The organism is Streptomyces sp. NPDC006872, from assembly GCF_040635845.1.
Taxonomy (GTDB): Bacteria; Actinomycetota; Actinomycetes; order Streptomycetales; family Streptomycetaceae; genus Streptomyces.
Genome location: NZ_JBEYIL010000003.1, coordinates 40,021 through 64,082 on the forward strand (window position 1 = coordinate 40,021; position 24,062 = coordinate 64,082).

General features: G+C 69.7%; 20 protein-coding genes and 4 tRNA genes. 13 read left to right on the top strand and 11 right to left on the bottom strand.

The annotated features are described in order from the left end of the window. The first annotated feature begins 38 nt into the window (after nucleotides 1-38). The 3 genes from hrpA (at nucleotide 39) to ABZ725_RS09110 (ending at nucleotide 4,581) form a co-directional block, all read left to right on the top strand. Nucleotides 39-4,031, top strand: a complete 3,993-nt coding sequence (gene hrpA / locus ABZ725_RS09100; protein ID WP_358802106.1) for an ATP-dependent RNA helicase HrpA — start codon at nucleotides 39-41, stop codon at nucleotides 4,029-4,031. 94 nt (nucleotides 4,032-4,125) lie between these two features. Then, nucleotides 4,126-4,200 (top strand) — tRNA-Asp (locus tag ABZ725_RS09105). A 189-nt stretch (nucleotides 4,201-4,389) separates the two neighbouring features. After that, nucleotides 4,390-4,581 (top strand): DUF6274 family protein, encoded by a 192-nt coding sequence (locus ABZ725_RS09110; protein WP_351910805.1) that lies wholly within the window; start codon nucleotides 4,390-4,392, stop codon nucleotides 4,579-4,581. Nucleotides 4,582-5,017: 436 nt separating this feature from the next. Here ABZ725_RS09110 and bldC read toward each other — a convergent pair whose 3' ends face one another. Continuing rightward, nucleotides 5,018-5,224, bottom strand: a complete 207-nt coding sequence (gene bldC, locus ABZ725_RS09115; protein ID WP_003949541.1) for a developmental transcriptional regulator BldC — start codon at nucleotides 5,222-5,224, stop codon at nucleotides 5,018-5,020. A gap of 668 nt (nucleotides 5,225-5,892) precedes the next feature. Continuing rightward, a complete protein-coding gene (locus tag ABZ725_RS09120; protein WP_358802107.1) occupies nucleotides 5,893-6,735 on the bottom strand; it encodes a hypothetical protein in 843 nt (280 codons plus the stop codon). A 187-nt stretch (nucleotides 6,736-6,922) separates the two neighbouring features. On the opposite strand from ABZ725_RS09120, the gene ABZ725_RS09125 reads away from it, so the two are divergent. Then, nucleotides 6,923-8,026 carry a Glu/Leu/Phe/Val dehydrogenase dimerization domain-containing protein gene (locus ABZ725_RS09125; protein ID WP_358802108.1) on the top strand — a complete coding sequence of 368 codons (1,104 nt, stop codon included), beginning with the start codon at nucleotides 6,923-6,925 and terminating at the stop codon, nucleotides 8,024-8,026. Between the two features lie 309 nt (nucleotides 8,027-8,335). Then, nucleotides 8,336-8,596, top strand: a complete 261-nt coding sequence (locus ABZ725_RS09130; RefSeq protein WP_307164157.1) for a DUF3073 domain-containing protein — start codon at nucleotides 8,336-8,338, stop codon at nucleotides 8,594-8,596. A 129-nt stretch (nucleotides 8,597-8,725) separates the two neighbouring features. Here the strand turns inward: ABZ725_RS09130 and purM are convergent, their stop codons facing one another. The 7 genes from purM to purS all read right to left on the bottom strand — a co-directional run bounded on the left by purM (nucleotide 8,726) and on the right by purS (nucleotide 16,377). Then, nucleotides 8,726-9,793 carry a phosphoribosylformylglycinamidine cyclo-ligase gene (gene purM, locus ABZ725_RS09135; protein WP_351910798.1) on the bottom strand — a complete coding sequence of 356 codons (1,068 nt, stop codon included), beginning with the start codon at nucleotides 9,791-9,793 and terminating at the stop codon, nucleotides 8,726-8,728. Between the two features lie 61 nt (nucleotides 9,794-9,854). Then, nucleotides 9,855-11,381: an amidophosphoribosyltransferase gene (gene purF, locus ABZ725_RS09140; protein ID WP_358802109.1), complete on the bottom strand. Its 1,527-nt coding sequence runs from the start codon at nucleotides 11,379-11,381 to the stop codon at nucleotides 9,855-9,857. Between the two features lie 230 nt (nucleotides 11,382-11,611). Next, nucleotides 11,612-12,103 carry an META domain-containing protein gene (locus ABZ725_RS09145; protein ID WP_358802110.1) on the bottom strand — a complete coding sequence of 164 codons (492 nt, stop codon included), beginning with the start codon at nucleotides 12,101-12,103 and terminating at the stop codon, nucleotides 11,612-11,614. A 61-nt stretch (nucleotides 12,104-12,164) separates the two neighbouring features. Beyond that, nucleotides 12,165-12,962, bottom strand: coding sequence for a sterol carrier family protein (locus ABZ725_RS09150; RefSeq protein WP_358802111.1), 798 nt, complete (start codon nucleotides 12,960-12,962; stop codon nucleotides 12,165-12,167). Nucleotides 12,963-13,172: 210 nt separating this feature from the next. Continuing rightward, on the bottom strand, nucleotides 13,173-15,431 hold the full coding sequence (gene purL / locus ABZ725_RS09155) for a phosphoribosylformylglycinamidine synthase subunit PurL (RefSeq protein ID WP_358802112.1): 2,259 nt from the start codon (nucleotides 15,429-15,431) through the stop codon (nucleotides 13,173-13,175). Continuing rightward, complete coding sequence (purQ, locus tag ABZ725_RS09160; protein ID WP_358802113.1) at nucleotides 15,428-16,108, bottom strand: phosphoribosylformylglycinamidine synthase subunit PurQ; 681 nt, start codon at nucleotides 16,106-16,108, stop codon at nucleotides 15,428-15,430. The genes purL and purQ overlap by 4 nt, the downstream gene beginning before the upstream one ends. Beyond that, complete coding sequence (purS, locus tag ABZ725_RS09165; protein WP_020131278.1) at nucleotides 16,105-16,377, bottom strand: phosphoribosylformylglycinamidine synthase subunit PurS; 273 nt, start codon at nucleotides 16,375-16,377, stop codon at nucleotides 16,105-16,107. The genes purQ and purS overlap by 4 nt, the downstream gene beginning before the upstream one ends. Before the next feature lie 374 nt (nucleotides 16,378-16,751). Between purS and ABZ725_RS09170 the strand changes: the two genes are divergently transcribed. From ABZ725_RS09170 to ABZ725_RS09205, 8 genes are all read left to right on the top strand, one after another. Then, nucleotides 16,752-17,069, top strand: a complete 318-nt coding sequence (locus ABZ725_RS09170) for an Lsr2 family protein (RefSeq protein ID WP_351910786.1) — start codon at nucleotides 16,752-16,754, stop codon at nucleotides 17,067-17,069. A 154-nt stretch (nucleotides 17,070-17,223) separates the two neighbouring features. Continuing rightward, nucleotides 17,224-17,295 (top strand) — tRNA-Gly (locus ABZ725_RS09175). An 80-nt stretch (nucleotides 17,296-17,375) separates the two neighbouring features. Further along, nucleotides 17,376-17,448 (top strand) — tRNA-Gly (locus ABZ725_RS09180). A gap of 129 nt (nucleotides 17,449-17,577) precedes the next feature. Further along, nucleotides 17,578-18,555 carry an ABC transporter ATP-binding protein gene (locus ABZ725_RS09185; RefSeq protein WP_358802114.1) on the top strand — a complete coding sequence of 326 codons (978 nt, stop codon included), beginning with the start codon at nucleotides 17,578-17,580 and terminating at the stop codon, nucleotides 18,553-18,555. Continuing rightward, a complete protein-coding gene (locus ABZ725_RS09190) occupies nucleotides 18,552-19,367 on the top strand; it encodes an ABC transporter permease (protein ID WP_358802115.1) in 816 nt (271 codons plus the stop codon). Before ABZ725_RS09185 ends, ABZ725_RS09190 begins: the two co-directional genes overlap by 4 nt. Before the next feature lie 20 nt (nucleotides 19,368-19,387). Next, nucleotides 19,388-20,653, top strand: coding sequence for a histidine kinase (locus tag ABZ725_RS09195; RefSeq protein ID WP_358802116.1), 1,266 nt, complete (start codon nucleotides 19,388-19,390; stop codon nucleotides 20,651-20,653). Further along, a complete protein-coding gene (locus tag ABZ725_RS09200; protein WP_358802117.1) occupies nucleotides 20,650-21,270 on the top strand; it encodes a response regulator transcription factor in 621 nt (206 codons plus the stop codon). Before ABZ725_RS09195 ends, ABZ725_RS09200 begins: the two co-directional genes overlap by 4 nt. 40 nt (nucleotides 21,271-21,310) lie before the next feature. Then, nucleotides 21,311-21,383 (top strand) — tRNA-Gly (locus ABZ725_RS09205). A 56-nt stretch (nucleotides 21,384-21,439) separates the two neighbouring features. On the opposite strand, the gene ABZ725_RS09210 is transcribed toward ABZ725_RS09205, so the two are convergent. Together ABZ725_RS09210 and ABZ725_RS09215 are read right to left on the bottom strand one after the other, a co-directional pair. Further along, nucleotides 21,440-22,339: a phosphoribosylaminoimidazolesuccinocarboxamide synthase gene (locus ABZ725_RS09210; RefSeq protein ID WP_358802118.1), complete on the bottom strand. Its 900-nt coding sequence runs from the start codon at nucleotides 22,337-22,339 to the stop codon at nucleotides 21,440-21,442. A 143-nt stretch (nucleotides 22,340-22,482) separates the two neighbouring features. Beyond that, entirely contained in the window at nucleotides 22,483-24,012 is a 1,530-nt protein-coding gene (locus ABZ725_RS09215) for a N,N-dimethylformamidase beta subunit family domain-containing protein (protein ID WP_358802119.1), read from the bottom strand. Nucleotides 24,013-24,062: the final 50 nt, after the last annotated feature.

Sequence of the window (24,062 nt, forward strand, 5' to 3'; positions counted from 1 at the left end):
CGCCATGAATTTCGCCGGGATGAGATCCTGGATCGCGTATGTCTACGCACCCCGCCCCCGGCGCCTCTGCTCCGGGCACCCCCGCCTTCGGCGCCATCGCCCCCCGCCTGGCCGAGCTGTCCCTGCGCGACGCGCACCGGCTCGGGCGCAGGCTCGAAGGCGCGCGCAGGATCCGCAAGCCGGAGGCCCGTGCCGCCGTCCTCGCCGAGATCGAGGCGGAGGTCGCGCAGGTCGAGGAGCGGATGACGCTGCGGCGCGGACGTGTGCCCGCCGTGTCGTACCCGGAGCAGCTTCCGGTCAGCCAGAAGAAGGACGAGATCGCGGCAGCCATCCGTGATCACCAGGTCGTCATCGTCGCCGGTGAGACCGGGTCCGGCAAGACCACCCAGATCCCCAAGATCTGTCTCGAACTGGGGCGTGGCGTCCGCGGCATGATCGGGCACACCCAGCCCCGTCGTATCGCCGCGCGCACCGTCGCCGAGCGTGTCGCGGAGGAGCTCCGGACGCCGCTCGGCGAGGCCGTCGGCTGGAAGGTGCGGTTCACCGACCAGGTGAACCCGGACGCCACCTTCGTGAAGCTGATGACGGACGGCATCCTCCTCGCGGAGATCCAGACCGACCGCGAGCTGCGCGCCTACGACACGATCATCATCGACGAGGCGCACGAGCGGTCCCTCAACATCGACTTCCTGCTGGGCTATCTCGCCCAGCTGCTGCCCCGCCGCCCCGATCTCAAGGTCATCATCACCTCCGCGACGATCGACCCGGAGCGTTTCTCCCGGCACTTCGGCGAGGCGCCGATCGTCGAGGTCAGCGGGCGGACGTACCCGGTGGAGGTCCGCTACCGGCCGCTCCTCGAAGAGGACTCCGAGGACTCCGACCGCGACCAGATCACCGCGATCTGCGATGCCGTCGAGGAGCTCCAGGCCGAGGGCAAGGGCGACATCCTCGTCTTCCTCTCCGGCGAGCGGGAGATCCGCGACACGGCCGACGCGCTGGAGAAGAAGAAGTACCCCCGCGCCGGAGGCGCTAATTGGCAGGGCACGGAGGTGCTGCCCCTGTATGCCCGGCTCTCGCACGCCGAGCAGCACCGGGTCTTCCAGCAGCACACGGGCCGCAGGATCGTTCTGGCCACGAACGTGGCCGAGACCTCCCTGACCGTGCCGGGCATCAAGTACGTCATCGACCCCGGCTTCGCCCGCATCAGCCGCTACAGCCACCGCACCAAGGTGCAGCGTCTGCCCATCGAGGCGATCTCGCAGGCGAGCGCCAACCAGCGCAAGGGCCGCTGCGGCCGTACCAGCGACGGCATCTGCATCCGGCTCTACGACGAGGACGACTTCGTCGCCCGTCCGGAGTTCACGGACGCGGAGATCCTGCGGACGAACCTGGCGAGCGTCATCCTGCAGATGACCGCGGCCGGCCTCGGCGAGATCGAGAAGTTCCCGTTCATCGATCCCCCGGACCATCGCAACATCCGCGACGGCGTGCAGCTGCTCCAGGAGCTGAACGCGCTGGACCCGACCGAGAAGGACCCGCGCAAGCGGCTCACGCAGACCGGTCGCAAGCTGGCCCAGCTGCCCGTCGACCCGCGGCTGGCCCGGATGGTCCTGGAGGCCGACAAGAACGGCTGTGTACGCGAGGTCATGGTCATAGCGGCCGCGCTGTCCATCCAGGACCCGCGCGAGCGCCCCGCCGACAAGCAGACGCAGGCCGACCAGCAGCACGCTCGTTTCAAGGACGAGACCAGCGACTTCCTCGCGTATCTCAACCTGTGGCGGTACGTGCGCGAGCAACAGAAGGAGCGCGGTTCCTCCTCCTTCCGGCGTATGTGCAAGCAGGAGTACCTGAACTTCCTGCGCATCCGTGAGTGGCAGGACATCTACTCGCAGCTCCGCACGGTCGCCAAGCAGATGGGGATCCATCTGAACGAGGAGGACGCGCCCGAGCAGAGTGTCCATGTCTCGCTCCTCGCCGGGCTGCTCTCGCACATCGGCATGAAGGACGTGAAGGACGGCAAGAAGAACGAGTACCTGGGTGCGCGGAGCGCCAAGTTCGCGATCTTCCCGGGTTCGGCCCTCTTCAAGAAGCAGCCGCGCTTCGTGATGTCCGCCGAGCTGGTCGAGACGAGCCGTCTCTGGGCGCGCGTCAACGCGAAGATCGAGCCGGAGTGGGTCGAGCCGCTCGCCGGGCACCTCCTGAAGCGGACGTACAGCGAGCCGCACTGGGAGAAGGACCAGGCGGCCGTGATGGCGGACGAGAAGGTCACGCTCTACGGCGTGCCGATCATCGCCCAGCGGAAGGTCAACTACGGCCGGATCGACCCGGAGACCTCCCGTGCCCTGTTCATCCGCAACGCGCTGGTCGAGGGCGACTGGCGCACGCACCACAAGTTCTTCTCGGACAACCGCCGGCTGCTCAGCGAGGTCGAGGAGCTGGAGAACCGGGCCCGACGCCGGGACATCGTGGTCGACGACGAGACGCTGTTCGACTTCTACGACCAGCGGGTGCCCGAACACGTGGTGTCCGGCGCGCACTTCGACTCCTGGTGGAAGCACAAGCGGCACGAGCAGCCCGACTTCCTCGACTTCGAGCGGGAGATGCTCATCCGGGAGTCGGCGGAGGCGGTCACCAAGGCCGACTACCCGGACTCCTGGCGGCAGGGTCCGCTGAAGTTCCGGGTCACGTACCAGTTCGAGCCGGGCGCGGACGCGGACGGTGTGACCGTCCACATCCCGCTCCAGGTCCTCAACCAGGTCACGGAGGAGGGCTTCGACTGGCAGATCCCGGGTCTGCGGGCAGAGGTCGTCACGGAGCTGATCCGTTCCCTGCCGAAGCCGATCCGCCGCAACTACGTGCCGGCGCCCAACTTCGCGCAGCGCTTCCTGGATCAGGCGGTCCCGCTGCAGGAACCGCTCACCACCGCGATGGCCCGCGATCTGAAGCGGATGGTCGGCGTCCCGTTCGAGGCGGACGACTTCGACTGGTCGAGGCTCCCCGACCACCTGAAGATCACCTTCCGGATCGTGGACGAGCGGCGGCGCAATCTCGCCGAGGACAAGGACCTGGAAGCCCTGAAGCTCCGGCTGAAGCCGAAGGCGAGGCAGGCCATCTCGCAGGCCGCCGCGGCCATCGCCGAACGGCAGGGCGGCGAGTCCCTGGAGCGTTCGGGCCTGACGGACTGGACGATCGGCACGCTCACCCGTGTCTTCGAGACCCGCCGCGCCGGCCAGCCGGTGAAGGCGTACCCGGCGCTCGTGGACGACGGCGACACGGTCTCCGTACGCCTCTTCGACACGGAGGCGGAGCAGGCCGAGGCGATGTGGAAGGGCACGCGCCGACTCATCCTGCGCAACATCCCGGTGAACCCGGCAAAGTTCGCATCCGAGAAGTTGACGAACCCCCAGAAGCTCGCGCTGTCCGCGAATCCGCACGGCTCGATCCAGGCTCTGTTCGACGACTGCGCGATGGCGGCGGCGGACCGGCTGATCGCCGACTTCGGCGGTCCGGTGTGGGACGAGGAGTCGTACCGCAAGCTCTACGACAAGGTGCGCGCGGAGATCGTCGACACGACCGTGCGGACGGTCGGGGCGGTCCAGCAGGTGCTGGCGGCCTGGCAGGCCTGTGAGCGCCGTCTGAAGGGCGTACGCAGCCCCGTGCTGCTCGCGAACCTGACGGACGTCCGCGGCCAGCTGGACGCCCTGGTGAAGCCCGGCTTCGTGACCTGGGCGGGGATCCGCCGCCTCCCCGACCTGATGCGCTACCTGGTGGCCGCGGACCGTCGGCTGCAGCAGATGCCGACAGGCGTGCAGCGGGACACCAGCCGTATGGAGAAGGTCCACGAGATGCAGGACGAGTACGCATGGCTGCTGGAGCAACTGCCGCCGGGCCGGCCCGTTCCGCAGCAGGTCCTGGACATCCGCTGGATGCTCGAGGAGCTCCGGGTCAGCTATTTCGCCCACGCGCTGGGCACGGCGTACCCGGTCTCCGACAAGCGGATCGTGAAGGCGATCGACGCGGCGGTGCCGTAACGGCTCCGGTACGCAGGGTGAGTTCGACCAGCGGGCGCACCCTCCTGTACAGTCCTTCTCGCAGCACAGCGCAACATCAAGTGCCGCAGAGCAAGGTCCTGTGGAGCAGTTTGGAGTGCTCGCCACCCTGTCAAGGTGGAGGCCGCGGGTTCAAATCCCGTCAGGACCGCAGTGAAGACAGAGGGCCCGCATCCCGGCCAGGGGCGCGGGCCCTCTGCACGTCGCGACCCACAGCGAGAGCCCGGATCCTCGGATCCGGGCTCTTCTGGTTGTCCGCCCGTCTCTTGACGGCGTCACATTCCGCCGGTACTCCAGAACTCAGGGCCCGTTCCTCGCGGAGCCCAGGTGGAGGTGGGGTATGGCGGCACCGGTCAGGCACGAGACGCGGGCACTGCTCCGCGCGCATCTGTCGGCCGCGTCGCCCTACCGGCACCTGACCCGCCACTGCCCGATCTGCATCCGCTTACAGCGGCTGGCGATGGACGGCGCCGCAGCGGGTACACAGACCCCTGAGGGGACCGTGGAGGGCGACGGCCCCTCGCCCGAGTGATCGCCGTCAACGGCCGTACCCGCGTGGGGTGATGGGGCATCCGCGCCTTCATTAGCTCAGGCGAGTGACTGGCGACAAGACCTCTGGCATGTGACGGGTGTCACGGCATATCTTTTGGAAACCCAGGTTCTTACCGGTCTCCTACAACTGGTCAATTTTATATGTGCAATTGCACCACTCCGGAGGATGCCCCCAGGAACCCTCCCAGAGCCTCCCCAGACTCCGACAAGCCTGCGCACAGAGCGACCTGATACGGCCCTGCAGACCGACTCAAGCGCACAAAAAAGATCGCGCTGGACTCGGCGGAGTCCAGCGCGATCAACGACGTTCCCGTGGGCGAGGGGCCTGTTGGGGCAGGACCCACGTCGCTTGGAGCCAGGTTCCGGGCGTCCGGACAGGTTGGGGGACCTGACGTGTTGCCCGGTTATTCAGTTGTTCAGGCCTCGCTGCGCTGCTGCGGGATGCCCGCAAGCAGTGCGCGGACCTCGGCCTCGCGATAACGGCGGTGTCCGCCGAGCGTACGAATCGACGTGAGCTTGCCGGCCTTCGCCCACCGCGTGACCGTCTTAGGGTCGACGCGGAACATGGTGGCGACCTCAGCCGGGGTCAGCAGCGGCTCAGCATCAGGGGTGCGAGCGGTCATGAGCGGCCTCCTCGGGAGAACCGAACCTTCTCGGTTCTTTCCTCTAAATTCTGCACCTTGACCCGCGTTGCCCGAAATGGCGGACGCGAGTCGAGTCGGTTATAGGACGAACGGCTTGTCCTCGGCACTACAACTACACCATCTGTCCAGCCGCGTCGGCCAAACCGATGGAATTGCCCCCCAGGTGTTCATCGGCGACGGAAGCCGATGGACCATGCCATAGCGGACAGTCACGCCACTGTGACGATCAGTCACAGGGGCGATCAGGAGTCACCAGACCCCCCAAAGCGTGCAATGCTGAGTTTTCCCCCCACAGTGGAGCATAAGTAGGCGGAGGAGCCCTCCCCGGACTCCTTGTCCTATTTTGGCACGAGGAGGGGCAAGCGGCGCAAGGGCCCTGTACGTGCGGTCCGTCACCCTTGCGACATAAGCCCGGATCGGGACCTACGTGGACCTACGTCCCGTCAGTTCCGTGAAGTCCCGTTGACCGTACGCTGTTCGAGCGCTCCACGGCCGTGACCTACGTCACTAAGGTAAGCGCTGTCACATCTGTCACATCGTCAGATCACAGATCGGTCCACACAACAGTTCACGGATCGGTCCGCAGATAGGTTCACCGACGGGTTCACGGATCGGTTCACGGACGAGTTCACAGATCAGTGCGCTGATCAGTTCGCCGAGCGCCGGTCCCGGACCGAACGCCAGCGCTCCACGAGCCGGCCGTACGCCTCGCCCGCCGCCGCGCCGTCCCCGACCCGCAGCGCCTGGATGCCGTCGGCCACGTCCTTCGCCGAGTGGTCGTCCTCGAGATCACCGGCCGGCAGGACGTGCACCAGGCCGCCGTAATCCAGTTCCACCAGCGAACGCGGGTGGAACTCCTCCAGCCAGCGCCCCACATCCACCAGGCCGTCGATGAGCGGTCCCTCGTCCGTCGCGTCCCGCAGCGTGCGCAGCGAGCGGGCCACCCGGCGGCGCGCCTGCACCATGGGCGTGCGGTAGCGCAGCACGGGGGCCAGCTCCGCCGTCCCCTTCTCGTACTCCCGCTCCTCGTCGGAGACCAGCACGAACCAGTTGAGCGGCACCTGCCAGACCGCCGTGCGGATCCACGGACGGGCGTCGGGGTTGCGCGCCAGCCACCGCTCGTGGTCCTTGGCCGCCTCCAGCCGGACGACCTCGGGGAGCGCCGCCTCCAGCACCGGCCGGGGCAGCTCCTCGTCCAGCTCCGCCAAGGCCAGCCAGCCGCGCAGCCGGGTGCGCCAGGGGCAGACGCAGAGCACGCCGTCCACGTCCGCCACGAACGCGTCGCCGCTCTCGTGCACCGGCACGGCGACCGGCGGGGTGGCCAGCAGGTCGGCCAGCGAGCGGCGCAGCTCGTCCTGGTAGGACGGCAGCTCGGGGCGGCGGGCGTAGCGCGCCCAGTGGGTGCGCTCGGGTTCGGGGAAGGCGGCCAGCGGTTCGTACACGCGCAGATACACCGTGTACGGAACGATCAACGAGGACACCTTGGGCACGCCTGCTCCCTCCCCCTTCCGCCGATCGGGAAACCCTGCGAATCGTCCCACGGCGGCACTTCGGGAGAAGGTGATCCGCAACACTGCGAGATCGGCGGGCCACGCAGGTCTACGCTCGGACCACAGGCCCCGCCACCCTTACGGTGCCTGCGTCCCGACCGCCGCTAGTTACCCGGGAGTCACCACAGTGACCGACGTATCCGGCGCACCTGCTGATGTACTGCACACCCTGTTCCACTCGGATCAGGGCGGTCATGAGCAAGTCGTGCTCTGCCAGGACCGCGCCAGCGGTCTCAAGGCCGTCATCGCCCTCCACTCCACCGCTCTGGGCCCCGGCCTCGGCGGTACCCGCTTCTACCCGTACGCGACCGAGGCCGAGGCCGTCGCCGACGCGCTGAACCTCGCGCGCGGGATGTCGTACAAGAACGCCATGGCCGGTCTGGACCACGGCGGCGGCAAGGCTGTGATCATCGGTGATCCCGATGTGATCAAGACCGAGGAGCTGCTGCTCGCGTACGGCCGTTTCGTGGCCTCGCTCGGCGGGCGGTACGTGACCGCCTGCGACGTCGGCACCTATGTCGCCGACATGGACGTCGTGGCGCGCGAGTGCCGCTGGACGACCGGACGCTCCCCGGAGAACGGCGGGGCCGGCGACTCGTCCGTGCTGACCGCCTTCGGCGTCTACCAGGGCATGCGGGCCTCGGCGCAGTACCTGTGGGGCGACCCGTCGCTGCGGGGCCGCAGGGTCGGCGTCGCCGGCGTCGGCAAGGTCGGCCACCACCTGGTGGAGCACCTGCGCGGCGAGGGCGCCGAGGTCGTCGTCACGGACGTGCGCGAGGACGCCGTGCGCCGGATCCTCGACCGGTACCCGGAGGGTGTGACGGCGGTCGCCGACACGGAGGCGCTGATCCGTGTGGACGGGCTCGACGTCTACGCGCCCTGCGCGCTCGGCGGTGCGCTGAGCGACGACTCGGTGCCGGTACTGACGGCGAAGGTCGTCTGCGGCGCGGCCAACAACCAGCTCGCCCACCCGGGCGTGGAGAAGGACCTCGCCGACCGCGGGATCCTCTACGCGCCGGACTACGTGGTGAACGCCGGCGGGGTCATCCAGGTCGCCGACGAGTTGCACGGCTTCGACTTCGAGCGGTGCAAGGCGAAGGCGGCGAAGATCTTCGACACCACCCTCGGAATCTTCGCACGTGCGAAGGCGGATGGGATTCCGCCGGCCGCGGCGGCCGACCGGATCGCCGAACAGCGGATGCACGAGGCGGCCCAGGCACGCGGCTGGTGAGGTCCGTCCAGGGCTCCGAGCGCCTCGTCCCGGGGTTTCGTCGGTACCGGCCGGTGGAAAGTTAGAGAGAACTCTCACTCTTCCCGGCGGGTCGCCCGCCGATAAGTGGTTAAAATCGCCACTGACCAGCAAGGACAGGGCGCTCGAAAGGTGCTGTGCACACGCGCGTGGTACGGGCGACGTACCGTACGGGCGTGGGCTCAGGTACCGTGGGAGCCCTACGACGGGCTCTCCACGGAGAGGCCGTCCTGGATCATGAACGCGTGTCAACCTGGGGCCGTCGAGCCCCGTCGTTGAGGGGGTCGAGCCATGGGGCGCGGCCGGGCCAAGGCCAAGCAAGCGAAGGTCGCCCGCCAGCTGAAGTACAACAGCGGCGGGACAGATCTCTCACGCCTGGCCGAAGAGCTGGGCGCATCGCCATCAAATATTCCGCCGAATGCTGAGCCATTCGAGGACGATGACGATGACGATGAGCAAGACGACGACCCGTACGCACGGTACGCCGAGCTGTACGGGGACGATGACGAGGATGACGGCGAGGACTCCTCGCAACACCGTCGCGGCGCTTGACCTTGTACTGAGCACCCACCCGGTCGGTGACTTCGGTCACCGACCGGGTCTTGTGCTGCCTGCACGGTCAACCGCTCCCGCGCGGTTACCCGGTCCTGGCCATGTCCAGGACCGGTTCTCCGCTATGTCCTAGACCGCGTAGTCCCCGACCAGCTCCGCGCCCGTCGGGTGCTCGCCGCGCTCGGTGATCTCGCCGGCGACCCAGGCCTCCACGCCTCGGTCGGCCAGCGTCGCCAGGGCCACGTCCGTCGACTCCTCGGGCACGATCGCCATCATGCCGACGCCCATGTTCAGGGTCTTCTCCAGCTCCAGGCGCTCGACCGATCCGGTCCTGGCGACCAGGTCGAAGATCGGGGCCGGGGTCCAGGTGGAGCGGTCCACGGTCGCGTGCAGCCCGTCCGGGATCACCCGGGCCAGATTGGCCGCGAGGCCGCCGCCGGTGATGTGGGAGAAGGCGTGGACGTCCGTGGTGCGGGTGAGCGCCAGACAGTCCAGCGAGTAGATCTTGGTGGGCTCCAGGAGCTCCTCACCGAGCGTGCGGCCGAGCTCGTCGATCCGGGACTCCAGGGCGAGGCCCGCCTGCTTCAGCAGGACGTGCCGGACCAGGGAGTACCCGTTCGAGTGAAGGCCGGAGGCCGCCATGGCGATCACCGTGTCACCCGTGCGGATACGATCCGGGCCGAGCAGCCGGTCGGCCTCCACGACGCCCGTACCGGCGCCGGCGACGTCGAAGTCGTCCTCGCCGAGCAGGCCCGGGTGTTCCGCCGTCTCGCCGCCGATCAGGGCGCAGCCGGCGAGCACACAGCCCTCGGCGATGCCCTTGACGATGGCGGCGACCCGCTCGGGGTGCACCTTGCCGACGCAGATGTAGTCGGTCATGAACAGCGGTTCGGCGCCGCACACCACGATGTCGTCCATGACCATGGCGACCAGGTCGTGGCCGATCGTGTCGTACACGCCGAGCTGACGCGCGATGTCGACCTTGGTGCCCACACCGTCCGTGGCGGAGGCGAGGAGCGGGCGCTCGTAGCGCTTGAGGGCGGAGGCGTCGAAGAGACCGGCGAAGCCGCCGAGGCCGCCGAGGACCTCGGGGCGCTGCGTCTTCTTCACCCACTCCTTCATCAGCTCTACGGCGCGGTCGCCCGCTTCGATGTCGACGCCCGCGGCTGCGTAGCTGGCACCAGTTGTCTCAGACATGACGGTGAGAACTTTCGTGTCGTACTGCAGACGTATTCAAAAAAAGCACAGCACGGGCTGCCTACGGGCGACGGATCGCGTCGGCCGCGGCCGTGGCTGCCGGACCGGCCGCCAGCTCGGTCTCCAGGAGCTGCTTGCCGAGCAGCTCGGGGTCCGGGAGCTCCATCGGGTACTCGCCGTCGAAGCAGGCGCGGCAGAGGTTCGGCTTGTCGATGGTGGTGGCCTCGATCATGCCGTCGATGGAGATGTAGGAGAGCGAATCGGCGCCGAGCGAGGTGCCGATCTCCTCGATGGTCATGCCGTTGGCGATCAGTTCCGCGCGCGTGGCGAAGTCGATGCCGAAGAAGCAGGGCCACTTCACGGGCGGCGAGGAGATCCGGATGTGGACCTCGGCGGCGCCCGCCTCACGGAGCATGCGGACCAGGGCCCGCTGGGTGTTGCCGCGCACGATCGAGTCGTCGACGACGACCAGCCGCTTGCCCTTGATGACTTCCTTCAGCGGGTTCAGCTTCAGGCGGATGCCGAGCTGGCGGATCGTCTGCGAGGGCTGGATGAACGTCCGGCCGACGTAGGCGTTCTTCACTAGACCCGCGCCGAAGGGGATGCCTGAGGCCTCCGCGTAGCCGATGGCGGCCGGGGTGCCGGACTCCGGAGTCGCTATGACCAGGTCGGCGTCGACCGGGGCTTCCTTGGCGAGCTTGCGGCCCATCTCCACGCGGGAGAGGTACACGTTCCGGCCGGCGATGTCGGTGTCCGGGCGAGCCAGGTACACATACTCGAAGACACAGCCCTTGGGCTTCGCTTCCGCGAATCGGGAGGTGCGCAGGCCGTTCTCGTCGATGGCGATGAACTCGCCCGGTTCTATCTCCCGGACGTAGGCCGCGCCGCAGATGTCGAGGGCGGCGGACTCGGAGGCGACCACCCAGCCGCGCTCCAGCCGGCCGAGGACCAGCGGGCGGATGCCCTGCGGGTCGCGGGCCGCGTAGAGGGTGTGCTCGTCCATGAAGACGAGCGAGAAGGCGCCCTTGACCTGCGGAAGGATCTGGTGGGCCGCTTCTTCGATGGTCAGCGGCTTGCCGTCCTCGTCGACCTGGGCCGCGAGCAGCGCGGTGAGCAGGTCGGTGTCGTTGGTCGCCGCGACGCGCGGGATGCGGCCTTCCTGCTTGGGCAGGTCGGCGACCATCTCGGCGAGCTGGGCGGTGTTGACGAGGTTGCCGTTGTGGCCGAGCGCGATCGAGCCGTGCGCGGTGGCCCGGAACGTCGGCTGGGCGTTCTCCCACACGGAGGCGCCAGTGGTCGAGTAGCGGGCGTGTCCGACCGCGATATGACCCTGGAGCGAACCGAGCGAGGTCTCGTCGAAGACCTGGGAAACGAGACCCATGTCCTTGAAGACGAGGATCTGGGAGCCGTTGCTGACCGCGATTCCCGCGGATTCCTGACCCCGATGCTGGAGGGCGTAGAGCCCGAAGTAAGTGAGCTTGGCGACCTCTTCACCGGGAGCCCAGACTCCGAAGACGCCGCAAGCGTCCTGGGGTCCTTTCTCGCCGGGGAGCAGATCATGACTGAGTCGACCGTCACCACGTGGCACGCCACCGAGTGTAGGCGAGATCGACCACTGGTCCGAATTGGGGATACCTGCCGGTAACCGGATCACTTGTCGGCGACGCTATCCATGATCGACTCATTTTTGCAGGTCAGACCTGATACACGATGATCCGATAGCCGATCGGACGTGCCGCGGCGGCGATCGCGCGAGGGCCGTTCCCCGGGTGCGAGTGAGGTGTCGCACACCATTGGGGGCGGGCGGAGGGCGGGATCTCATTCTCTGGTCAGTCGGACCTGGTCGCCGTCGGCCGTGCCGAGCGTCAGCGTGGCGCCCTTGACCTCGGTGGTGAGGGCGCCCTCGGCGAGGGCGGCGGACAGGGTGCGCTCGAAGGTCATGGGCTGACCCTGACAGGCCATCCTGGTCGCCCTGGCCTCGCTGAAGGTGACGCTGTCGCCCTTGACGACGGCCTTGGCGGTGAAGTTGTTGCAGCCGTAGCTGCCCGCCGCCCTGCCGTCCTCGATCTTCAGGTGCGCGCCGTCCGGGGCCTGGTGGGTGGCGCCGTCCACGATGACGCTGTCGACGTTCCACCGGACCCCGGTGACGGGCTGCTCCGCGCTCACCGCTCCGCTGCCGGGCTGCTCGCCGTCCGGCTTCTCCGCGCCGCAGGCCGCGACCAGCGGGAACAGCGGAAGCAGCAGGGCGGCGGCGGTCAGCGTCGTGCGCCGCCTGTACGTGTGCGTAGGGCTGTGCCTCTGCCTGTACATGCCGGTTCGACGGGACGGGTGGGGTGGTCGGTTCCACCTGGGTTCGGCCCGGGCGTCGGTTTCAGGACATGAGCGGCAGCAGGGCCGCGAGGTCGGCCCGTTCCCCGCTCGCGCCGACCTTCGCCGACTGCACGGCGTCCTGCCAGGTCACCCGGCCGGTGGCCAGCCGGATCCAGGTCAGCGGATCGGTCTCGACGACGTTGGGCGGGGTGCCGCGGGTGTGCCGGGGGCCCTCGATGCACTGCACCACGGCGTACGGCGGGATCCGCACCTCGGTCGCGCCGCCGGGCGCCTTGACGGCGAGGGCGTCGGCGAGCAGCCGGGTGGCGGCGGCGAGAGCCTGACGGTCGTGCGGGATGTCCAGGCCGGGGACGGCGGCGTTGAGGTCGTCGGTGTGGACGGCGAGTTCCACGGTCCGGGTGACGAGGTAGTCGGCGAGGGTGATGGCGCCGGTGCGGGCGGCGAGGATGCGGTCGCCGGGAGCGGCGGCGAGCGCCTCGGCGATGCGCTCACCGGTGCGGGCGTAGAGGGCGTTCAGGTCGGGGTGGGCCGCCGCGAGGTCCAGGGTGTCGTCGGAGATGCCGGCGGCCCGGGCGGCGGTGGCGAACGGCCAGTCCAGGAGTGCGAGCTCCGCCTTCGGGGGCTCGTCCCGGTCGAGGTTGCGGCTGACGGTCTCCACCGCCATGGTCACGTGCGCGGCCAGGTCCCGCACGGTCCAGCCCGCGAGCCGCGTCGGCAGCCCCAACTGCTCGGGCGTGAGGCCGGCGACCGCCTCGCGCACGTTCCCGAACTGGGCGAGGACCGCGGCCCGGGTCCTGACGGGGTCGTACGCGCGCGTGCGCTTCTTGGCCGGGGGCATGGCGGTGAGCCTAGGCCTGTCCGGCCGATCAAGTCACAGGAAATCGGCGGTGGCCTCGGTGGTGCCGAGGAGCCGGGGGGAGGGCGTGCCACACCCCGCGTCTGCGGCATGGTCGGCCGGGACAGCCCCTGGACCTGTCCCGGCCGACGGCGAAGGCCCCGTCCGTGGGTGCGGGCGGGGCCTTCGGAGTGCTGCCGGTGGAGCTGCCGCTTATGCGAGCAGCGCCGGGATGGTCTCCTCGTGCGCCTTGCGCAGCTCCTCGAGGGACAGCTCGAACTCGCCCTGGAGCTCGACCGTCTCTCCGTCCACGACGCCGATGCGGGTGACGGGCAGACCGCGCGCCCCGCACATGTCGTTGAAGCGGAGCTCCTCGGAGCGCGGGACGGCCACCACGGCACGCCCGGCCGACTCGGAGAAGAGAAGGGTGAACGCGTCGAGGCCGTCCGGTACGACCAGCCGCGCGCCCTTGCCGCCGAGCAGCGCCGACTCGACGACCGCCTGGATCAGACCGCCGTCGGACAGGTCGTGCGCGGAGTCGATCATGCCGTCGCGGGAGGCGGAGATCAGGATCTCGGCGAGCAACCGCTCCCGCTCCAGGTCGACCTTCGGGGGCAGTCCGCCCAGGTGCTCGTGGACGACCTGGGACCAGGCCGAGCCGCCGAACTCTTCACGCGTGTCGCCGAGGAGGTAGAGCAGCTGGCCCTCCTCCTGGAAGGCGACGGGCGTGCGGCGGGCGACGTCGTCGATGACGCCCAGCACGGCCACCACCGGGGTCGGGTGGATGGCCACCTCGCCCGTCTGGTTGTAGAGGGAGACATTGCCGCCGGTCACCGGGGTACCGAGCTGGAGGCAGGCGTCGGCGAGACCGCGGACGGCCTCCGCGAACTGCCACATCACCGCCGGGTCCTCGGGCGAGCCGAAGTTCAGGCAGTCGGAGACCGCGAGCGGCTTGGCACCGGTCGTCGCCACGTTCCGGTAGGCCTCGGAGAGAGCCAGCTGCGCGCCCGCGTACGGGTCGAGCTTGGCGTACCGGCCGTTGCCGTCGGTCGCGATGGCGACGCCGAGCCCGGTCTCCTCGTCGATCCGGATCATGCCGGAGTCCTCGGGCTGGGCGAGGACGGTGTTGCCCTGCACGAAGTGGTCGTACTGGGACGTGATCCACTTCTTCGACGCCTGGTTGGGCGAGGCCACCAGCTTCAGGACCTGGTCCTTCAGCTCCTCGCTCGTCTGCGGCCGAGGCAGCTTGTTGGCGTCGTCGGCCTGGAGGGCGTCCTGCCACTCCGGGCGGGCGTAGGGGCGCTCGTAGACCGGGCCGTCGTGGGCCACGGTCCGCGGGTCGACGTCGACGATCTTGCCGCCGTGCCAGAAGATCTCGAGGCGGTCGCCGTCCGTGACCTCACCGATCACCGTCGCGATGACGTCCCACTTGTCGCAGATCTCGAGGAACCGGTCGACCTTCGCCGGCTCGACGACCGCGCACATGCGTTCCTGCGACTCGCTCATGAGGATTTCCTCGGGCGAGAGCGTCGAGTCGCGCAGCGGGACGTCGTCCAGGGTGACGGTCATGCCGCCGGAGCCGTTGGACGCCAGCTCGGACGTCGCGCAGGACAGACCCGCCGCGCCGAGGTCCTGGATGCCGACGACCAGCTTCTCGGCGAAGGCCTCCAGGGTGCACTCGATGAGGAGCTTCTCCTGGAAGGGGTCGCCGACCTGCACGGCCGGGCGCTTCGACGGCTTGGCGTCGTCGAAGGTCTCGGAGGCGAGGATGGACGCGCCGCCGATGCCGTCGCCGCCGGTCCGGGCCCCGTACAGGATGACCTTGTTGCCCGCGCCGGACGCCTTCGCGAGGTGGATGTCCTCGTGCCGCATCACGCCGATGGCGCCGGCGTTGACCAGCGGGTTGCCCTGGTAGCAGGCGTCGAAGACGACCTCGCCGCCGATGTTCGGCAGCCCCAGGCAGTTGCCGTAGCCGCCGATGCCGGCGACGACGCCCGGCAGGACGCGCTTGGTGTCGGGGTGGTCGGCCGCGCCGAAGCGCAGCGGGTCCACGACCGCGACCGGGCGCGCGCCCATCGCGATGATGTCGCGGACGATGCCGCCGACGCCCGTGGCCGCGCCCTGGTAGGGCTCGACGTAGGAGGGGTGGTTGTGCGACTCGACCTTGAAGGTGACCGCGTAGCCCTGGCCGACGTCCACGACGCCCGCGTTCTCGCCGATGCCCACGAGCAGCGCATCGGACTGGGGGGCCTTCTCGCCGAACTGGCGGAGGTGGACCTTGGAGGACTTGTAGCTGCAGTGCTCGGACCACATGACCGAGTACATGGCGAGCTCGGCGCCGGTCGGGCGGCGGCCGAGGATCTCCACGACCCGCTCGTACTCGTCCTTCTTCAGGCCGAGTTCGGCCCAGGGCAGCTCGACGTCGGGGGTCTCGGCCGCGTGCTCGACCGTGTCCAGAGGCGTCCGGCTCATGCGTTGACCAGCTTCTTGAGGATCGAGGTGAAGAAGGGGAGGCCGTCGGTGCGGCCGGAGCCGATGAGAGGCTCGACGGCGTGCTCCGGGTGCGGCATGAGGCCTACGACGTTGCCGGCCTCGTTGGTGATGCCGGCGATGTCGCGGAGCGACCCGTTGGGGTTGAAGTCCATGTACCGGAAGGCGACGCGGCCCTCGGCCTCGAGCTGGTCGAGGGTGTACTCGTCGGCGACGTACCGGCCGTCCATGTTCTTCAGCGGGATGTGGATCTCCTGGCCCGCCTCGTAGTCGGCCGTCCAGGCGGTGTCCGCGTTCTCCACCCGCAGCTTCTGGTCGCGGCAGATGAAGTGGAGGTGGTCGTTGCCGAGCATCCCGCCGGGCAGCAGATGGGCCTCGGTGAGGATCTGGAAGCCGTTGCAGATGCCGAGGACCGGAAGGCCGGCCTTCGCCTGCTCGATGACGGTCTCCATCACCGGCGAGAAGCGGGAGATGGCTCCGGCGCGCAGATAGTCGCCGTAGGAGAAACCACCGGGAAGGACGACCGCGTCGACCTGGTGGAGGTTCTTGTCCTTGTGCCAGAGAGCGACGGGTTCGGCGCCCGCGAGGCGGATCGCACGCTGGGTGTCCCGGTCGTCGAGGCTGCCCGGAAAAGTGACGACGCCAATACGAGCGGTCACTTCGCGGCCCCCGCGACTGCTTCTTCCGACTCGACCTTGACGGTGAAGTCCTCGATCACGGTGTTGGCGAGGAAGGATTCCGCAAGATCGTGGATGCGGGCGAGGGCGGCCTCGTCGACGGGTCCGTCAACTTCCAGTTCGAATCGCTTTCCCTGACGTACGTCGGAGATGCCTTCGAAACCCAGCCGCGGCAGTGCGCGCTGCACCGCCTGGCCCTGGGGGTCGAGGATCTCCGGCTTGAGCATGACGTCGACTACGACGCGTGCCACTGGCACTCCCGGTGGTGTGGTGCTGAGCAGGCTCCTGCAGGACTACTTCCAACAGGTGTCTTCGGTGTCTTCAGACTACCCGTACAAAATTTCTACGCGGGTAGAGTTGTAGGAAAGTACGTGAGCGCCATCACGATCAGGTATCGGACCTGTGCCTTCGCGGAAATTTCAGGGAAAGATCCGGGGTGCACCCGCGTTCCCTATTGCCCTGGGACACGCGGACAGATTTAGTCGGGCTTCACATTGCAATGCCGGGCACTGTACAAATGAATTGGTAATAGCCGATACTTTGCCCCATAACAGGCGAACAGTCGACATCTCCGCGACGTCTTGGCACGTCATCGCAGAGCTGTCGCACGAAGGGACCGATATTCGTGGCGCAGAAGGTCGTGGTCACTCTCTTTGACGACATCGACGGCTCGGAAGCGGCGGAAACGATCGCCTTCGGGCTCGACGGCAGGTCGTACGAGATCGACCTGAATGAAGCCAATGCCAAGAAACTGCGTAAGGCCCTCGCGCCCTACGTGGACGCCGGCCGCAAGCGGTCGAAGTCCGGCAAGGCCTACAAGCAGACCGAGGTCGCCCCCGACCCGTCGGCGGTCCGCGCCTGGGCCCAGGCCAACAAGATGGAGGTGCCGGCCCGCGGCCGCATCCCCAAGAAGATCTACGAGGCGTTCGCCGACGCGCAGTGAGCGCGGCCGCGTGAGCCCGGCCCGGTGAGCACCGGGCCGACGGCCGGTCACCCGCCCCTCGAACGAACCGACTTGCGCTGCACCCCTCCGGGTCGGCTAGAGTTTGGAGCACGCCGAGGGGCGGGGCCCGAAAAGCCCAGCTCACGGAGTACATGCGGGTGTAGTTCAGTAGCAGAACATCCCCCTTCCAGGGGGAAGGCGCAGTGTGCAATTCCTGTCACCCGCTCTGCATCGCCGGTCTGACCAGTCTTCTGGATCAGGTAGGCTGGTGCTCGCGCCGACCGGTGAAAGCTGGTCGGAGGCAATGCGGACGTAGCTCAGTTGGTAGAGCGCAACCTTGCCAAGGTTGAGGTCGCGAGTTCGAGCCTCGTCGTCCGCTCTTGTATCAAGCCCCCCGGCTGTTGCCGGGGGGCTTTTTCGTGCGCGCCCACCCTGGTCTGACATTTGTCATACGGAGTGGTGACACCTCGCACTGCTGCCGGTCCCCGTCCGCGGGGACGCTGGAGGCATGGACACGAATGAACACGTGATTGAGGTCACCGACCTCCGGCGTGTGTACGGGGGCGGGTTCGAAGCGGTCCGTGGGATCTCCTTCCACGTCGGCCGCGGTGAGATCTTCGCGCTGCTCGGCACCAACGGCGCCGGCAAGACATCGACGGTCGAATTGCTGGAGGGCCTCGCGCGGCCCGACGGCGGGCGGATCGCCGTCCTCGGCCACGACCCGTACGCCGAGCGGGCCGCCGTCCGGCCGCGCACCGGCGTGATGCTCCAGGAGGGCGGCTTCCCCTCCGAGCTGACCGTCGCCGAGACCGCCCGGATGTGGGCCGGCTGCGTGAGCGGCGCCCGCCCCGTCGCGGAGGCGCTGGCGCTGGTCGGGCTCGCCGGGCGGGCCCGCGTCCGGGTCAAGCAGCTGTCCGGGGGTGAGCGACGCCGCCTCGACCTGGCGCTCGCGGTGCTCGGCGAACCCGAGGTGCTGTTCCTGGACGAGCCGACGACCGGCCTGGACGCAGAGGGCCGCCGGGACACCTGGGACCTGGTGCGCGCCCTGCGCGACGCCGGTACGACGGTGCTGCTGACCACGCACTACCTGGAGGAGGCGGAGAACCTCGCCGACCGGCTGGCCATCCTGCACGAGGGCCGCATAGCGGCCGCCGGGACACCCGGCGAGGTGACCGGCGCCCAGCCGTCCCGGATCGCCTTCGAACTGCCCGAGGGGTACTTCGTGGGCGACCTGCCGCCGCTGGCCGAACTGGGCGTGTGCGATCACGAGGTCGAGGGGCGCGTCGTGCGGCTGCGCACCCGGGAGTTGCAGCGGGCGGCGACCGGGCTGCTGGTGTGGGCGGAGCGGGCCGGGGTCGAGCTGCGCAGGCTGGACGTGCGGTCGGCCTCGTTGGAGGAGGCGTTCCTGGGGATCGCCCGGCAGGCGTCGAACAGCGACCGGACCGGCGACCGGACGGGCGACCGGACCGAGGAGGTCACGGCATGAGCGGGACGACGGTGAAGGACTCGACCGGCCGGGCGGCCACGCGGGCGGTCACCACGCCGGTGAGCCGGATGGCCGCCCTCGCGCGTGCCGAGCTGACACTGCTCGGACGCAGCAAGAGCACGCTCATCGCGGCCGTGCTGGTGCCGCTCGCGCTGCCGGTCAGCCTGGTCACGGTGGTCGAGGACATGGAGGTGGAGGACGCCGGGCTCAGCGTCGGCCTGGTGCTGCTGCCCGCCGCCATCGGCTTCTCGCTGCTGTTCGGGGTGTACTCGGCGCTGGCGGCCATCTACACCGCCCGGCGCGAGGAGTTGGTGCTGAAGCGGCTGCGCACCGGCGAGCTGCGGGATGCGGAGATCCTCGGCGGGGCGGCGCTGCCGGTCGTCGCCACCGGGCTGGTGCAGTCCCTGGTGCTGGTGGCCGGCTCGACGGTGCTGCTCGACATACCGGCCCCCAAGGCTCCCCATCTCGCCGTTCTGGGGCTGCTGTTGGGCCTGGCGATGTGCGCGGCGCTCGCGGCGGTCACGGCGGCGGTGACCCGGACCGTGGAGAGCGCCCAGGTCACCACCATGCCGATGGTGCTCGTGTCGATGCTCGCCTCCGGGATCACCGTCCCCCTCGAACTGCTGCCCGACCGACTCGCCTCGGTCTTCGAACTGCTGCCGCTGTCCCCGGTGATCGCCCTGGTACGCGGCGGCTGGACCGGCGATCTGTCGGTGTACGAGTCCCTGGGCGCCCTGTTGACCGCACTGGCCTGGACCGTGCTGGCGGTGTTTGCTGTATGGCGGTGGTTCCGGTGGGAGCCGCGGCGCTGAGAACGGGGGGCTACGGGGAGATGCGCGGGCCGGGAGGCTGGTGGCGGCAGAAGAGCACACCGGCGAAGTTCGAGACGTACACGCGATGTTCGTTCCACTTCTTCGGTGTGACGGAGATCCTGGGCGTCGGGTTGCCGGCCCTCGGCGCACTCGGGCCGGCCCTCGGCGCGGGACTGCTCGCCGCGGTGTCCCTGCACGCCGCCGTCTGCATGCTGACGGTGTCCCGGGCGCTGGACTGGACGCGCGGGCGGCGCCCGCAGCCGGTGCGGCTGCTGTGGACGCTCGCCTCGCTCACCGCCGTGATCGCGGTGACGGCCCTCGGGATCGCCGAGCGCGGTCCGCGCGGCGAGAACGTGGACGCCGCCGCGGGCGCGGTCTTCGGGGTCGTCCTGGTCATCGGCGCCGGGGTCATGGCGCTCGGCGTGCGGGAACGGCGACGCGTCTACGCGATCGTGGGCGGCTTCGCCCTCGGCGCGGGGGCGGTCTCGTTCCCGCTGGGTGCGCCCGCACCCGTCAGCCTGCTCACCATGGGGGCCGTCTTCCTCGGCGGCGGGTTCCTCGCCTTCACGGCCGTCTTCTCCGTCTGGCTGCTCGACGCCGTCTACGCGCTCGACGAGGCCCGCGAGACCCGGGCCCGGCTCGCCGTCGCGGAGGAGCGGCTGCGGTTCGGACGGGATCTGCACGATGTGATGGGGAGGAATCTGGCGGTGATCGCCCTGAAGAGCGAGCTGGCCGTGCAACTGGCCCGGCGCGGGCGACCGGAGGCCGTGGAGCAGATGATCGAGGTCCAGCGGATAGCGCAGGAGTCGCAGCGGGAGGTGCGCGCTGTCGTGCGGGGCTATCGGGAGGCCGACCTCGGCGTCGAACTCGCGGGTGCACAAGGCGTGTTGACGGCGGCGGGGATCGCGTGCGAGGTGCGCGGCGAGACGGACGGGCTGCCCGCCGAGGTGCAGTCGGCGCTCGGCTGGGTGGTGCGGGAGACGACGACCAATGTGCTGCGGCACGGGGACGCCGGGCGGTGCTCGGTGGCACTGCGGGTGCTGGAGGGACGTGCGGTGCTGACGGTGGAGAACGACGGGGCGCGGGAGCGTGACGACGAGAGCGGCGGGTCGGGGCTGATCGGGCTCCGGGAGCGGCTGCAGGCGGTCGACGGGACGCTGGAGGCCGGGTTCGCCGGCGCGGGCGTGTTCCGGGTGGTGGCCGAGGTGCCCCTGACTCCCGCGATTCCTCGGACTCCCCAGACTTCCGTACCCGCCCAGGCCATTGTGAGCGAGGTCACTTCATGACGGTGCCGGTGCCGGTGCGGGTGCTGCTCGCCGACGACGAGCACCTCATCCGGGGCGCGCTGGCCGCGCTGCTCTCCCTGGAGGACGACCTGGTGATCGTCGCCGAGGCGGCCACCGGACCGGAGGCACTGGCCATGGCACGGGCGCACCGGCCCGATGTGGCCGTCCTGGATCTTCAGATGCCGGGCGCCGACGGTGTGAAGGTCGCCACATCCCTGCGGACCGAACTGCCCGGCTGCCAGGCCATGATCGTCACCAGCCATGGCCGGCCGGGGCATCTCAAGCGGGCGCTTGCGGCGGGTGTGCGCGGGTTCGTCCCGAAGACGGTCAGCGCTCAGCGGCTCGCGGAGATCATCCGCACGGTGCACGCCGGGAACCGTTACGTCGACCCGGAGTTGGCCGCCGACGCGATCGCCGCCGGGGACTCGCCGCTGACCTCGCGCGAGGCGGAGGTGCTCGAACTCGCCGCCGACGGAGCGCCCGTCGCGGAGATCGCCGAGCGGGCCGCGCTGTCGCAGGGGACCGTGCGGAACTATCTGTCGTCGGCCGTCTCCAAGCTCGGCGCGGAGAACCGGCACGCGGCGGTGCGGCTCGCCCGGGAGCGAGGTTGGGTATAGTTGCTCTCGCGCCACGGCACCACGGTGACCACGGCGCGATGCGGACGTAGCTCAGTTGGTAGAGCGCAACCTTGCCAAGGTTGAGGTCGCCAGTTCGAACCTGGTCGTCCGCTCGGCATTGGGAAAGGCCCCCGGTTCTCCGGGGGCCTTTCTCGTTGTGTGTCGGGCGTCACGCCCAGCTGGTGCCCGTCAGGCGCTCGTAGGCCTCTACGTACTTCGCACGGGTCGCTTCCACGATGTGCTGGGGCAGGGGCGGCGGGGGCTGCTCGCTCGCGCGGTCCCAGCCGGACTCGGCCGAGGTCAGCCAGTCGCGCACGAACTGCTTGTCGTACGAGGGCTGCGCGCGGCCCGGCTGCCACTGGTCGGCCGGCCAGAAGCGGGAGGAGTCCGGGGTGAGGACCTCGTCGGCGATGACCAGCGTGTCCCCCTCGAAGCCGAACTCGAACTTGGTGTCGGCGAGGATGATGCCCCGGTCGCGGGCGATGTCGCGGGCCCGGCCGTAGACGGCGAGGGTCGCCTGCCGGAGCTGGGCCGCGGTGTCGGCGCCGACCTGACGGGCGACCTCCTCGTAGGAGACGTTCTCGTCGTGCTCGCCGACGGCGGCCTTGGTGGCCGGGGTGAAGATCGGGGCGGGCAGCTCGCTGCCGTCGACCAGGCCCTCGGGCAGGGCGAGGCCGCAGACCGTGCGGGACTCCCGGTACTCGAGCAGGCCCGAGCCGGTGAGGTAGCCGCGGGCCACGCACTCGACGGGGACCATCTGCAGCGACTTGCAGGTCAGGGTGCGGCCGGCCCAGTCGGCGGGGGCGCCGGCGGGCAGTTCCGTGCTGAGGACGTGGTGCGGGACCAGGTCGGCGAGCTGGTCGAACCACCACAGGGAGAGCTGGGTGAGGACGCGGCCCTTGTCGGGGATCTCGGTCGGCAGCACCCAGTCGAAGGCGGACGTACGGTCGCTGGCGACCATCACGAGGTCGCCCGCCTCGTTCTGGTACAGCTCGCGCACCTTGCCGGTGTGCAGATGCACCAGGCCCGGCACCTGAAGGGGCTCGGGCTTTTCTACGAATCCGGACACGGTTCCTCCCCGTGGTTCTGTCCTAGGGGATCGATTGTCCCGTACATCGGGATTGGTCGAGGACAGCGGGTGGGGCGAGCGGGTCGGGACGCGGGCGGGAGAACGGGCGGAGCGGGCGGGCGGGGTGGGCGGGCTCGCGGGCGTCAGTCGCGTTTGCAGATGCGGTCCAGGAGGTTGGCCGTGGCGCGTTGGATGCGGGGGTCCATATGGCCGGGCCGGTCCAGGGCCGGGGACCAGGCGAAGGTGCCGGAGGCGAAGACCAGGGCGCCGGAAGGGGCGCGATAGAGGGAGGTCTCCTGGTGCCGGAGGACGCCGTCGCCGTCGGTGTACGGGGAGTGGGCGAGGAGGATGCGGTCCTCGTGGGACGGCAGCGGGGTGCGCGGGAAGTAGCGGTCGGCCTCGCCCGCGACCAGGTCCTCGATGCCGTCGCCCTCGCCCGCGCCGGTCGCCTCCCACAGCCAGTGCTCGGCGTTGCGGACGATCAGCGGATGCGGCTCGGGCACCCGGCCCGCGTACTGGATGCCGATCAACTGCTGCTCGGCGCGGTCGATCTCCCGCCACAGGACGGGCTTGCCGGGCCCCCTGCGTTTACGGCAGGTGAGCAGCCGGCCGGGCACGCCGAACGGGGACGGCCCCAACTCCACCTGCCAGTAGAGGGAGTTGGCGGACAGGAACACGAGCGAGGTGCCGCTGTCGCGGGCGAGTTCCACGGTGCGGCGCATGCTCGCCGACCAGTACTCGTCATGCCCGGGGAAGACCAGGCCTCGGTAACGGGTGGGGTCGATGTGACCGGTGTGCAGGTCGCGGGCATCGGCGTAGGCGAGGTCGTAGCCGTAGCGCTCGGCCCAGCGGATGAAGTCGTAGGCGTGGCCGACGTGGAGGGGGAGGCCGGCGCCGGCGTACGGGCGGTCGAAGGAGACCGTCGTCGCCGCGTCCGCCTCGCCGAGGAGACGGCCGCTGTCGTCCCACGCGTGGTAGAGGCTGGCGCCGGTGCGGCCGTCCTCGGGGTAGAGGTTGTAGGCCTGCCAGGTGATGTCGGGGAGGACCAGGAGCAGGTCGGCGGGGTGGTCGTCGCGGACCGTGAAGGGCACGTGGGAGCGGTAGCCGTCGACGGTGGTGAGGACGGCGACGTACGCGCCGACGTTCCAGTACGACGGGACCTGCAGGCGCCAGGAGAGCCACCAGTGGTGGCAGGAGACCGTGCGGTCGGCGGTCAGGGGCGGGGGCTGGACGATGCCGGAGAGGCGCGGGCTGGTGGTGATCTTGGCGGCGCCGTCGCCGTCGTAGTGGCCGATGCGGTAGATGTCGACGCTGAATTCCTGGGGCGGGTCGACGGTGATGTGGAAGTCGACGGCGTCGCCGGGGGCGACCGCGCCGGTGGAGACGAAGCCCTTGATCTGGCGGCGGACGTCGTCGGCGGAGCGGGGAGCTCCGGCCCCGGGGGCGGTGCGGGGGGCGGGGACGCGGGGGGCGCCCTGCGCAGGGGCCGAGGCGGGGGCCGGGTCCATGTACCAGGGGACGACCTGGCCGGTGTCGTCGAAGTACGTCTCGCTGCCGCGCAGCCAGGGGAGGGGGCCCTGTCCGAAGGGATCGGTCACGGCGTGGGCCAGTGCTCCCGACTCCCATCGGCGGATGCGCTCCGGTCCTGGTCCGGGTCCTGGTCCGGGTGCCATGGTTCTCCCCTCCCTCGTGCCCCCGTGGTGGTTCGTGCGTACGTGACCGC